Origin of the sequence: Achromobacter sp. LC458 (assembly GCF_001005835.2) — a bacterium.
GTDB lineage: Bacteria > Pseudomonadota > Gammaproteobacteria > Burkholderiales > Burkholderiaceae_B > Achromobacter > Achromobacter spanius_B.
Genome location: NZ_LBHW02000080.1, coordinates 1 through 9,958, shown reverse-complemented (window position 1 = coordinate 9,958; position 9,958 = coordinate 1). Strand labels below are relative to the sequence as shown.

Annotated in this window: 12 protein-coding genes and 2 pseudogenes; 7 read left to right on the top strand and 7 right to left on the bottom strand. The window is 67.8% G+C overall.

Translation table 11 applies throughout. From position 1 onward, the window contains the following. Nucleotides 1–228, bottom strand: a pseudogene (locus YH64_RS29675) (hypothetical protein); the annotation flags it as partial. Nucleotides 229–354: 126 nt separating this feature from the next. Here YH64_RS29675 and YH64_RS29680 point away from each other — a divergent pair. The 5 genes from YH64_RS29680 to YH64_RS29700 all read left to right on the top strand — a co-directional run bounded on the left by YH64_RS29680 (nt 355) and on the right by YH64_RS29700 (nt 4,586). Then, complete coding sequence (locus tag YH64_RS29680; RefSeq protein WP_046805149.1) at nt 355–1,323, top strand: LysR substrate-binding domain-containing protein; 969 nt, start codon at nt 355–357, stop codon at nt 1,321–1,323. Nucleotides 1,324–1,442: 119 nt separating this feature from the next. Further along, nucleotides 1,443–2,069 carry a hypothetical protein gene (locus YH64_RS29685; RefSeq protein ID WP_046805150.1) on the top strand — a complete coding sequence of 209 codons (627 nt, stop codon included), beginning with the start codon at nt 1,443–1,445 and terminating at the stop codon, nt 2,067–2,069. Further along, nucleotides 2,066–2,560 (top strand): hypothetical protein, encoded by a 495-nt coding sequence (locus YH64_RS29690; protein WP_255444887.1) that lies wholly within the window; start codon nt 2,066–2,068, stop codon nt 2,558–2,560. Before YH64_RS29685 ends, YH64_RS29690 begins: the two co-directional genes overlap by 4 nt. Nucleotides 2,561–2,630: 70 nt before the next feature. Next, a complete protein-coding gene (locus tag YH64_RS29695; RefSeq protein ID WP_046805151.1) occupies nt 2,631–3,455 on the top strand; it encodes an AraC family transcriptional regulator in 825 nt (274 codons plus the stop codon). 237 nt (nt 3,456–3,692) lie between these two features. Next, a complete protein-coding gene (locus YH64_RS29700) occupies nt 3,693–4,586 on the top strand; it encodes a DMT family transporter (protein ID WP_046805152.1) in 894 nt (297 codons plus the stop codon). Here YH64_RS29700 and YH64_RS29705 read toward each other — a convergent pair. Beyond that, nucleotides 4,573–4,983, bottom strand: coding sequence for a MarR family winged helix-turn-helix transcriptional regulator (locus tag YH64_RS29705; protein ID WP_370512788.1), 411 nt, complete (start codon nt 4,981–4,983; stop codon nt 4,573–4,575). The two genes, YH64_RS29700 and YH64_RS29705, sit on opposite strands and share 14 nt — an antisense overlap. Between YH64_RS29705 and YH64_RS29710 the strand changes: the two genes are divergently transcribed. After that, nucleotides 4,976–5,386, top strand: a complete 411-nt coding sequence (locus YH64_RS29710) for a MarR family winged helix-turn-helix transcriptional regulator (protein ID WP_370512788.1) — start codon at nt 4,976–4,978, stop codon at nt 5,384–5,386. The two genes, YH64_RS29705 and YH64_RS29710, sit on opposite strands and share 8 nt — an antisense overlap. Here the strand turns inward: YH64_RS29710 and YH64_RS29715 are convergent. The 5 genes from YH64_RS29715 to YH64_RS29735 all read right to left on the bottom strand — a co-directional run bounded on the left by YH64_RS29715 (nt 5,373) and on the right by YH64_RS29735 (nt 9,604). Then, the gene (locus YH64_RS29715; protein ID WP_046805152.1) at nt 5,373–6,266 is read right to left on the bottom strand and encodes a DMT family transporter; all 894 of its coding nucleotides are present in this window, start codon (nt 6,264–6,266) and stop codon (nt 5,373–5,375) included. The two genes, YH64_RS29710 and YH64_RS29715, sit on opposite strands and share 14 nt — an antisense overlap. 237 nt (nt 6,267–6,503) lie before the next feature. Then, a complete protein-coding gene (locus YH64_RS29720; protein WP_046805151.1) occupies nt 6,504–7,328 on the bottom strand; it encodes an AraC family transcriptional regulator in 825 nt (274 codons plus the stop codon). Between the two features lie 70 nt (nt 7,329–7,398). Next, nucleotides 7,399–7,893, bottom strand: a complete 495-nt coding sequence (locus tag YH64_RS29725) for a hypothetical protein (protein WP_255444887.1) — start codon at nt 7,891–7,893, stop codon at nt 7,399–7,401. Next, on the bottom strand, nt 7,890–8,516 hold the full coding sequence (locus tag YH64_RS29730) for a hypothetical protein (protein WP_046805150.1): 627 nt from the start codon (nt 8,514–8,516) through the stop codon (nt 7,890–7,892). Before YH64_RS29730 ends, YH64_RS29725 begins: the two co-directional genes overlap by 4 nt. Nucleotides 8,517–8,635: 119 nt before the next feature. Then, nucleotides 8,636–9,604 carry a LysR substrate-binding domain-containing protein gene (locus YH64_RS29735; RefSeq protein ID WP_046805149.1) on the bottom strand — a complete coding sequence of 323 codons (969 nt, stop codon included), beginning with the start codon at nt 9,602–9,604 and terminating at the stop codon, nt 8,636–8,638. Between the two features lie 126 nt (nt 9,605–9,730). Between YH64_RS29735 and YH64_RS29740 the strand changes: the two are divergent. Beyond that, nucleotides 9,731–9,958: pseudogene (locus tag YH64_RS29740) on the top strand (hypothetical protein); the annotation flags it as partial.

Here is a 9,958-nt window from a genome sequence, read left to right as displayed (position 1 = left end):
GGCCGTGCCGTTGGTAATCACGCCCACCAGGTTGCCGCGCGCGGTGTAGCGGTAGACGTTGGCCGGGTCGGCCACGATTTCTTCACAGGCAGAGGCAACGCCCGGCGAGTACGCCAACGCCAGATCGCGTTGGTTGACGAGCGGCTTGGACGCCACCACTGAAATCTTTCCCGGGGTGGGAAACTCGTGATAGTCCAATGCTGCCTGGCGGTCGGAGGGCGAATTCATGCGGCGGTAGCCTCGTGTGGCGAAATAAAAGGGTGACGTGAATATGGGAAAAATTCTAGGCGCGCAGACATAAGGTGTTGATTCGGATTTAATATCGTCCCATTACCTTTACCTTATGACGTGTCTATGACGGCCTTTGACCCAGATGCGGTAATCCGGAAACTGACCTCGCGGCTGAAGATGCGCCACCTGATGCTGCTGTTACAGATCGAGCAGCACGGATCGCTGACCCGCGTGGCCGAACACATGGCCACCAGCCAGCCCGCCGTGACCAACGCGCTGGCTGAACTGGAAAGCATGTTCGACGTGCCGCTGTTCGACCGCTCGGTGCGCGGCATGACGCCCACGCCGCTGGGCGCCGTGGTGCTGGCGCGGGCGCGTGGGCTGGTTCACGACCTGGGCCATCTGGTGCAGGAAATGGAGGCGGTGGCGGCGGGCCATGCCGCCCATCTGCACATCGGCGTCATTCCGTTTGTGTCGGGCCAGATGCTGTCGGCGGCCATTGGCCGCACCTTGCCGCAAGGCCGGCGCATTACCGCAACCATCCACGAAGGCCAGGGCCCCGCGCTGCTGCGCCAGCTGCGCGACCACACGCTGGATGTGGTGGTGGGCTGGGCCACGCCGTCGGTCGACCTGAGCAATATCGATTTTGAAGTGCTGTACCACCAGCAGCCCCGCCTGATCGCCAGCCGGCGCCTGGCGGCGCGGCTGGGGCGGTCGCGGCTGGAATGGGAGCGGCTGGCCGATCTGGACTGGATTCTGGGCACGCCGGGCAGCCCCATCCGGGACCAGGTGGCGGAGATTTTCCTGCGTGCGGGGGTGGCGCCGCCACCGCCATCGGTGCAAAGCGATTCGTCCAAGCTGATCGGCGAAATGATTGTGGCCAGCGACCGCGCCGTGTCGATCCTGCCGGCCGATATCGCCGACGAATTGGTGCGGATTGCGGGCGCGGCCATCGTGCCGTATTCGTTTGACTGGACGCTGCCGCCGATCTCGCTGTTCACGCGGGCCGATGGCCTGCGGCGCAACGTGGACGCGCTGTTCGCGTCAAAGCTGCGCGAGGTCTATACCAAGGGCGCGCGGCCGGGGAATTGACGGAAGGCCTTGAAGCGGGCGTTTGTCGACAAAATTGTCAACCAATGCAAACGTTGGCCCGTGCGTGGCCACCCCGATCCTATACTTGCGGCGCCAAGATTCATGCAGGAGGCCGCCGCTTGTTCCCCACCCCGCCCTCACACGCGCCGCGCCGCGCGTTTGCCCTTGCCTTGATTGGCCTTGCCGCATCCGCCGCGCTGTCCGGCTGCAATTCGATGCTTAACGAAGGCACCGGCGCGGCCGCCGGTATCGCGGGCACGGCCATTGCCAACAAAGTTACCGACAACGCCACCGTGGCCACCGGCATCGGCCTGGGCGTACAGGCCGGTGCGAAAGCGGCCCTGGCCTACGCGCAGCGCAAGACGCGCGGCGAAGAGCAAGACGCCATCGCCACAGCGGCCGGCGCGCTGGACGTAGGCGGCGTGGGCCCGTGGCGCGTCAAGCACCAGATCCCCATCGAAAGCGACGCGCAGGGGCAGGTTGCCGTCAGCCGCTTGATCGGCGGCGTCGGGCTGCAATGCAAGGAAGTGGTGTTTTCTATCGACACGCCAGCCGATAAGCCTGCCGATAAATCCCCCGACCAATCCGCCAACAAGGCCGCCAACAAGACCACCCACAAGCCCACCAACCAGGCCGAGGACGAACTCGCGCGCGAGTTCTACGTCACCACCATCTGCCGCGACGGCGCGCAGTGGCGCTGGGCCAGCGCCGAGCCGGCCACGGCGCGTTGGGGGTCGTTGCAGTGATCTCGCGTGTTTGTGTGTTGGCGCTGATGGCCGGCGCCCTGTTGTCCGGCTGCCAGAGCTCGTCAATCGGCGGGGCCACGGGCGCCGTGGTCGGCACCGTCAGCGGCGCGGCCACGGCCAACCCGGTTGCGGGCTACGCCATCGGCGTGACCGTGCAGGCCGCCGTGGACGCCACGGTGAAATACGTGCTGCGCGAATGGAAGAACGATCAACAGAACGTGATGGCCAACGCGGCGGGCGACCTGCCGATCGGCCAGATCCGCCACTGGCAGATCCGGCATGCGCTGCCCGTGGGTAACGAGAACGGCGGCATCCAGGTGGTGCGCGATATCGACACGCCGCTGACCCGCTGCCGCGAAGTGCTGTTCACGGTCGAGCAGGAAGACGCGCCCGCCCCCGCCTACACCAGCCTGATCTGCCGCCAGCAAAACGGCCAGTGGAAATGGGCGGCGGCCGAGCCGTCGGTGGCGCGCTGGAACGGCTTGCAATAGGCTTGATCGCGTCGGGATCGGCAAGCGATACTGGGCCACCGCCACGCGCCCAGCCCCACCCTATCCGTCCATGCCTTCCGGTCAATTCCAGATGCAGCGCAGCGTGCTTGCCGGCGTGCAGGCCGTTGCCGCGCGCAGCCGCCATGCGTTCGCGCGGCATACGCATGATCAGTTCGGTATCGGCGTGATGCGCCAGGGCGCGCAGGTGTCCCACAGCGGCCGGGGCGAGGTCACGGCCGGCCCGGGCCACGTCATTACCGTCAACCCCGGCGAAGTGCACGACGGCGCGCCCATCGGAGACACGCCGCGCGCCTGGCAGATGCTGTACCTGGACCCGGACGTGGTGATGGACGCCGCCGGCCAGCTTGCCGAAGCCGGCGGCTTGGCCGCCGCGTACGAATTCGTCTACCCGGCACGCGACCAGCCCCACCTTGCCCGCGACGTGTTGCGCTTGTACGCGCACGCCATCGGCAGCCCTGCCCCGCTGGCTAGCGACGCGTTATTGCTGCGCATCCTGATGCAGGCGCACGGCGAGCGCGCACCCGAGTTGACGCCGGATGCGCGCGCGGGTGTTCCCGCTTGCATCCGCCATGCGCGGGACCTGATCGACGACACCCCCGCCGCCGTGCTGTCGTTGGCCGACCTTGCCGCCGCCAGCGGACTCAGCCGCTATCAAGCGCTGCGCGCCTTCACGCGCGCCACCGGCATGACGCCGCACGCCTATCAGATACAACGTCGGCTGCTGTTGGCGCGGCAGCTGATCCGGCGCGGCATGCCGCTGGCCGACGTCGCCGCCGCCAGCGGCTTTGCCGATCAAAGCCACATGACGCGGCTGTTCACGCGCGCCTACGGCGTGTCGCCCGGCCACTACGCATCAGCGGCCCGCGCCGCCTGAGGCGGCAGTGGCGTTTCATTCCATGGAATTGGACTCAAGGGCGGGCACTGTCGCGCGATGTGGTGGCGCAATCCTCCTCACGGCGGACCACTGCTGCCCGATGCGGCAATGCACGCTCGTTCAAGGCAGACCTCTGCCGCCGATACCGCCCTCCTACTGACCCAGCCCTGCAATTTCATTCAAGACCGCGTGCGCGCGTCGGCCCATGCTGCGGCTTTCTTCAGCAAGGACGGGGCAATGAACGCAAGGGACAGGTTCCAAGGCTATGGCTTTCTGGCGGCGGCCATGGTGCTGGTGGGCAGCACGGTGGTGGCCAGCAAGATCATCGGCGCCGGCATGCCGCTTTTTACCGCCACCGCCTTGCGCTTTGCCCTGGCGCTGCCGTGCTTTGCGGTGTTGATGGCCGCCACCGGCGCCCGCGTGCCGCGCCTGGGCCGACGCGACTGGATGCTGCTGGCGGCACAAGCCATTGCCGGCAGCGTGGGCTACACGACATTGCTGATCGCCGGCTTGCAGCGCGCGTCGGCGGTGGACGGCGGCGTCATCCTGGGCACGCTGCCGCTGGTGTCCGCGGGCATCGCGATGCTGCTGCTGGGCGAGCGGCCGGGCAAGGCGACATTGGGCGCGATTGCCGTGGCCGCTGCGGGCGTCGCGCTGATGGCGCGGGGCGGTGGTGACGCGGACACGCCCGCGTCATGGACCGGCAACGCCCTGATTCTGGGCGCGGTCGTGTGCGAAGGGCTGTTCATCCTGCTGAACAAACGCTTGCACGTGCCCGTGCCGCCGCTGGCGCTGTCGACGGTGATGGCCGGGTTTGGACTGGCGTTTTCGGCGCTGGCCAGCGTGACCGAAGCCCCGTGGTCGCTCACCTTTTCAAGCGGCGCGATGATGGCCGTGGGCTACTACGCGCTGGTGCCCACGGTGGGCGGCTTCCTGCTTTGGTATGCGGGCGCGGCGCGCGTGCGCGGCGCGGAAGCGGCGTTGTTCACCGCGTTGGCGCCGACGTGCGCCGTGTTGCTGGCGGCAACGGTACTGGGCGAAACGGTGACGGCGGCGCAAGCGTTGGGCATGGGCTGTGTGCTGGCCGGCGTGCTGTGGCAGGCGGTGGCCGCGCGCGCTAGCCCCGGCTGAAGGCCAGGGCGAAGTCCTCGGAAAAAATATCCGCCAAGGCATGCCGCAATGCGGCCGCGCGTTCGGTGCCGTAGGCCGCTTCAAAACGGCGCTGCGCATCCTTCCACAAGCGTTTGGATTCCGCCAGCTTGGCACGGCCCGCGTCGGTCAGCGCCACCCGGCGGCTGCGGCCATCGCGTTCGTCGCGCGAGGTTTCTACATAGCCGTCGCGCTCCAGCGGTTTCAGGTTGTGCGCCAGCGCGGACCGGTCCAGCACCAGCGCGCGCGCCAGGTCGGTCATGGACGGGGTGCCGGCACGGGCGATGTGCACCAGGATGGAATGCTGCGACACCTTCAAACCGCAAGGCGCCAGCACCGTGTCATACAGCTGCGAGACGCGCCGGGTCGCCTTGCGCAAGGCGACCCGGCGCGTCTCGCAGCTGTATGACACGGTGCTGGCGCCTTGCGGTTTGAAGGTGTCGCAGCATTCCATCCTGGTGCACATCGCCCGTGCCGGCACCCCGTCCATGACCGACCTGGCGCGCGCGCTGGTGCTGGACCGGTCCGCGCTGGCGCACAACCTGAAACCGCTGGAGCGCGACGGCTATGTAGAAACCTCGCGCGACGAACGCGATGGCCGCAGCCGCCGGGTGGCGCTGACCGACGCGGGCCGTGCCAAGCTGGCGGAATCCAAACGCTTGTGGAAGGATGCGCAGCGCCGTTTTGAAGCGGCCTACGGCACCGAACGCGCGGCCGCATTGCGGCATGCCTTGGCGGATATTTTTTCCGAGGACTTCGCCCTGGCCTTCAGCCGGGGCTAGCGCGCGCGGCCACCGCCTGCCACAGCACGCCGGCCAGCACACAGCCCATGCCCAACGCTTGCGCCGCCGTCACCGTTTCGCCCAGTACCGTTGCCGCCAGCAACACGGCGCACGTCGGCGCCAACGCGGTGAACAACGCCGCTTCCGCGCCGCGCACGCGCGCCGCGCCCGCATACCAAAGCAGGAAGCCGCCCACCGTGGGCACCAGCGCGTAGTAGCCCACGGCCATCATCGCGCCGCTTGAAAAGGTGAGCGACCACGGGGCTTCGGTCACGCTGGCCAGCGCCGAAAACGCCAGTCCAAACCCGGCCATCACCGTCGACAGCGCCAGCGGCGGCACGGGCACGTGCAAGCGTTTGTTCAGCAGGATGAACAGCCCTTCGCACACGACCGCGCCCAGAATCAGGGCGTTGCCGGTCCATGACGCGGGCGTGTCCGCGTCACCACCGCCCCGCGCCATCAGCGCGACGCCCGCAGCGGCCACGGCAATCGCGCCCAATGTCGCCTTGCCCGGCCGCTCGCCCAGCAGCAGCATCGCGATGCCCGCGGACACCAGCGGCAGCGTGCCCAGGATGACGCCGCCGTCCACCGCCGACGCGCGCTGCAAGCCGGCGATCAGCAATGTCGTGTAGCCCACGCTGCCGGCAATGGCTTGTGCCGCCAGCAGCATCCAGTCGCGTCGGCCCAGGCGCGGCACGCGGGCGCCGGTGGCGGCCATCAACACCGCAAAGCACGGCAGCGCCAGGGCAAAGCGCAAGGCGGTGGCGGTAAAAAGCGGCATGCCGGCGCCGATGATCTTGCTGGCCACCACCGTGCTGCCCACCAGCACCATGGCCGCCGCCAGAAAGCCATAGCCTTGGAACCTGTCCCTTGCGTTCATTGCCCCGTCCTTGCTGAAGAAAGCCGCAGCATGGGCCGACGCGCGCACGCGGTCTTGAATGAAATTGCAGGGCTGGGTCAGTAGGAGGGCGGTATCGGCGGCAGAGGTCTGCCTTGAACGAGCGTGCATTGCCGCATCGGGCAGCAGTGGTCCGCCGTGAGGAGGATTGCGCCACCACATCGCGCGACAGTGCCCGCCCTTGAGTCCAATTCCATGGAATGAAACGCCACTGCCGCCTCAGGCGGCGCGGGCCGCTGATGCGTAGTGGCCGGGCGACACGCCGTAGGCGCGCGTGAACAGCCGCGTCATGTGGCTTTGATCGGCAAAGCCGCTGGCGGCGGCGACGTCGGCCAGCGGCATGCCGCGCCGGATCAGCTGCCGCGCCAACAGCAGCCGACGTTGTATCTGATAGGCGTGCGGCGTCATGCCGGTGGCGCGCGTGAAGGCGCGCAGCGCTTGATAGCGGCTGAGTCCGCTGGCGGCGGCAAGGTCGGCCAACGACAGCACGGCGGCGGGGGTGTCGTCGATCAGGTCCCGCGCATGGCGGATGCAAGCGGGAACACCCGCGCGCGCATCCGGCGTCAACTCGGGTGCGCGCTCGCCGTGCGCCTGCATCAGGATGCGCAGCAATAACGCGTCGCTAGCCAGCGGGGCAGGGCTGCCGATGGCGTGCGCGTACAAGCGCAACACGTCGCGGGCAAGGTGGGGCTGGTCGCGTGCCGGGTAGACGAATTCGTACGCGGCGGCCAAGCCGCCGGCTTCGGCAAGCTGGCCGGCGGCGTCCATCACCACGTCCGGGTCCAGGTACAGCATCTGCCAGGCGCGCGGCGTGTCTCCGATGGGCGCGCCGTCGTGCACTTCGCCGGGGTTGACGGTAATGACGTGGCCCGGGCCGGCCGTGACCTCGCCCCGGCCGCTGTGGGACACCTGCGCGCCCTGGCGCATCACGCCGATACCGAACTGATCATGCGTATGCCGCGCGAACGCATGGCGGCTGCGCGCGGCAACGGCCTGCACGCCGGCAAGCACGCTGCGCTGCATCTGGAATTGACCGGAAGGCATGGACGGATAGGGTGGGGCTGGGCGCGTGGCGGTGGCCCAGTATCGCTTGCCGATCCCGACGCGATCAAGCCTATTGCAAGCCGTTCCAGCGCGCCACCGACGGCTCGGCCGCCGCCCATTTCCACTGGCCGTTTTGCTGGCGGCAGATCAGGCTGGTGTAGGCGGGGGCGGGCGCGTCTTCCTGCTCGACCGTGAACAGCACTTCGCGGCAGCGGGTCAGCGGCGTGTCGATATCGCGCACCACCTGGATGCCGCCGTTCTCGTTACCCACGGGCAGCGCATGCCGGATCTGCCAGTGGCGGATCTGGCCGATCGGCAGGTCGCCCGCCGCGTTGGCCATCACGTTCTGTTGATCGTTCTTCCATTCGCGCAGCACGTATTTCACCGTGGCGTCCACGGCGGCCTGCACGGTCACGCCGATGGCGTAGCCCGCAACCGGGTTGGCCGTGGCCGCGCCGCTGACGGTGCCGACCACGGCGCCCGTGGCCCCGCCGATTGACGAGCTCTGGCAGCCGGACAACAGGGCGCCGGCCATCAGCGCCAACACACAAACACGCGAGATCACTGCAACGACCCCCAACGCGCCGTGGCCGGCTCGGCGCTGGCCCAGCGCCACTGCGCGCCGTCGCGGCAGATGGTGGTGACGTAGAACTCGCGCGCGAGTTCGTCCTCGGCCTGGTTGGTGGGCTTGTGGGTGGTCTTGTTGGCGGCCTTGTTGGCGGATTGGTCGGGGGATTTATCGGCAGGCTTATCGGCTGGCGTGTCGATAGAAAACACCACTTCCTTGCATTGCAGCCCGACGCCGCCGATCAAGCGGCTGACGGCAACCTGCCCCTGCGCGTCGCTTTCGATGGGGATCTGGTGCTTGACGCGCCACGGGCCCACGCCGCCTACGTCCAGCGCGCCGGCCGCTGTGGCGATGGCGTCTTGCTCTTCGCCGCGCGTCTTGCGCTGCGCGTAGGCCAGGGCCGCTTTCGCACCGGCCTGTACGCCCAGGCCGATGCCGGTGGCCACGGTGGCGTTGTCGGTAACTTTGTTGGCAATGGCCGTGCCCGCGATACCGGCGGCCGCGCCGGTGCCTTCGTTAAGCATCGAATTGCAGCCGGACAGCGCGGCGGATGCGGCAAGGCCAATCAAGGCAAGGGCAAACGCGCGGCGCGGCGCGTGTGAGGGCGGGGTGGGGAACAAGCGGCGGCCTCCTGCATGAATCTTGGCGCCGCAAGTATAGGATCGGGGTGGCCACGCACGGGCCAACGTTTGCATTGGTTGACAATTTTGTCGACAAACGCCCGCTTCAAGGCCTTCCGTCAATTCCCCGGCCGCGCGCCCTTGGTATAGACCTCGCGCAGCTTTGACGCGAACAGCGCGTCCACGTTGCGCCGCAGGCCATCGGCCCGCGTGAACAGCGAGATCGGCGGCAGCGTCCAGTCAAACGAATACGGCACGATGGCCGCGCCCGCAATCCGCACCAATTCGTCGGCGATATCGGCCGGCAGGATCGACACGGCGCGGTCGCTGGCCACAATCATTTCGCCGATCAGCTTGGACGAATCGCTTTGCACCGATGGCGGTGGCGGCGCCACCCCCGCACGCAGGAAAATCTCCGCCACCTGGTCCCGGATGGGGCTGCCCGGCGTGCCCAGAATCCAGTCCAGATCGGCCAGCCGCTCCCATTCCAGCCGCGACCGCCCCAGCCGCGCCGCCAGGCGCCGGCTGGCGATCAGGCGGGGCTGCTGGTGGTACAGCACTTCAAAATCGATATTGCTCAGGTCGACCGACGGCGTGGCCCAGCCCACCACCACATCCAGCGTGTGGTCGCGCAGCTGGCGCAGCAGCGCGGGGCCCTGGCCTTCGTGGATGGTTGCGGTAATGCGCCGGCCTTGCGGCAAGGTGCGGCCAATGGCCGCCGACAGCATCTGGCCCGACACAAACGGAATGACGCCGATGTGCAGATGGGCGGCATGGCCCGCCGCCACCGCCTCCATTTCCTGCACCAGATGGCCCAGGTCGTGAACCAGCCCACGCGCCCGCGCCAGCACCACGGCGCCCAGCGGCGTGGGCGTCATGCCGCGCACCGAGCGGTCGAACAGCGGCACGTCGAACATGCTTTCCAGTTCAGCCAGCGCGTTGGTCACGGCGGGCTGGCTGGTGGCCATGTGTTCGGCCACGCGGGTCAGCGATCCGTGCTGCTCGATCTGTAACAGCAGCATCAGGTGGCGCATCTTCAGCCGCGAGGTCAGTTTCCGGATTACCGCATCTGGGTCAAAGGCCGTCATAGACACGTCATAAGGTAAAGGTAATGGGACGATATTAAATCCGAATCAACACCTTATGTCTGCGCGCCTAGAATTTTTCCCATATTCACGTCACCCTTTTATTTCGCCACACGAGGCTACCGCCGCATGAATTCGCCCTCCGACCGCCAGGCAGCATTGGACTATCACGAGTTTCCCACCCCGGGAAAGATTTCAGTGGTGGCGTCCAAGCCGCTCGTCAACCAACGCGATCTGGCGTTGGCGTACTCGCCGGGCGTTGCCTCTGCCTGTGAAGAAATCGTGGCCGACCCGGCCAACGTCTACCGCTACACCGCGCGCGGCAACCTGGTGGGCGTGATTACCAACGGCACGGCC

Bases quoted from the DNA above. Each gene is read 5' to 3' on its own strand.
- YH64_RS29680 (WP_046805149.1), top strand. From the start codon at position 355: ATGACGGCCTTTGACCCAGATGCGGTAATCCGGAAACTGACCTCGCGG.
- YH64_RS29695 (WP_046805151.1), top strand. From the start codon at position 2,631: ATGCCTTCCGGTCAATTCCAGATGCAGCGCAGCGTGCTTGCCGGCGTG.
- YH64_RS29700 (WP_046805152.1), top strand. From the start codon at position 3,693: ATGAACGCAAGGGACAGGTTCCAAGGCTATGGCTTTCTGGCGGCGGCC.
- YH64_RS29715 (WP_046805152.1), bottom strand. From the start codon at position 6,266: ATGAACGCAAGGGACAGGTTCCAAGGCTATGGCTTTCTGGCGGCGGCC.
- YH64_RS29720 (WP_046805151.1), bottom strand. From the start codon at position 7,328: ATGCCTTCCGGTCAATTCCAGATGCAGCGCAGCGTGCTTGCCGGCGTG.
- YH64_RS29735 (WP_046805149.1), bottom strand. From the start codon at position 9,604: ATGACGGCCTTTGACCCAGATGCGGTAATCCGGAAACTGACCTCGCGG.